The sequence below is a fragment of the Microvirga sp. P4_G7 genome, from assembly GCF_056401005.1.
Window position 1 is genome coordinate 1 of sequence record NZ_JBFUKD010001050.1, and the last position, 856, is coordinate 856.

Here is an 856-nt window from a genome sequence, read left to right on the forward strand (position 1 = left end):
CAGGAAGCGTTCGTGATCGTCCTGCGGAAAACTCAGGACGAAGGGATAATAGCTGAGCGACTTTCCGAAATCGGCGATGGGAACGTCGGCCATCCGCCTCCCCTCGTCCCAGAGATGGATCGCATCCATCTTGATCCCCTTGGCGACGACCTCCTCGGCGATGCCGATCTGGCGATAGAATTCAAGGGTGCGCGCGTGCACGACCATCGCGCGGGACGCTTCGCCCGGACCGGAATGGCGATCGATGATGCGAAACGGGACGCCGTGGTGAGCCAAGCGCAATCCGAGCGCGAGGCCGGTTGGTCCCGCGCCGACGATCAAGACCTGTGGTTCAGCCATCGTGCCCTCCAGCTTCCTTGTGAAACTAGGGTGGAGCGACGCCGAGACCAGCTTGCTCAGGAGGCCGCCGGTCGCCCGCCGAGGAAGAACGGGTCGCGTTCCACGACAGCAGGGATGGTGACGGTCGCGCTCGCCCGCACCTCACCGAGAAGCACTTTTCGGTGAACGAGGAAGCCGGCGCACGTTGGTGCGACCCCGACCAACCGACGCACCCGATCGGCGATCGCCTGCAGCGGGCTACCCGACTTCCGTCGCAACCGTCCCGCCCGATCGGGATGACCGAAGGCTGCGAAACGCTCGAGAATGTGGATCCATCCTTCCGCCAGAACGTCGCCGTCATCGAGGCACAACAGCCAGTCGCGGCGTGCGATTACGGCGCCCTGCCGCCACGAGTTGTCCGATGTCACCACGAGTTCGGCGCCGGCGGCGTCGGCGACCCGGGCGACAATGCCATCGGCCTCGCCTGCCAGAACCACCGCGTCGCCGACGAGCCCGGCAGCCACGGCAGGAACGAGAG

Annotated in this window: 2 protein-coding genes; both read right to left on the minus strand. The window is 65.8% G+C overall.

Features of this window, described 5'->3' with window-relative positions:
• Positions 1–339 (minus strand): FAD-dependent oxidoreductase (locus AC1DT3_RS22935; protein WP_477467462.1); only part of this gene is annotated, 339 nt, incomplete at its 3' end.
• 56 nt (positions 340–395) lie between these two features.
• A partial coding sequence (locus tag AC1DT3_RS22940; RefSeq protein ID WP_477467463.1) for a hypothetical protein occupies positions 396–856 on the minus strand: 461 nt, incomplete at its 5' end.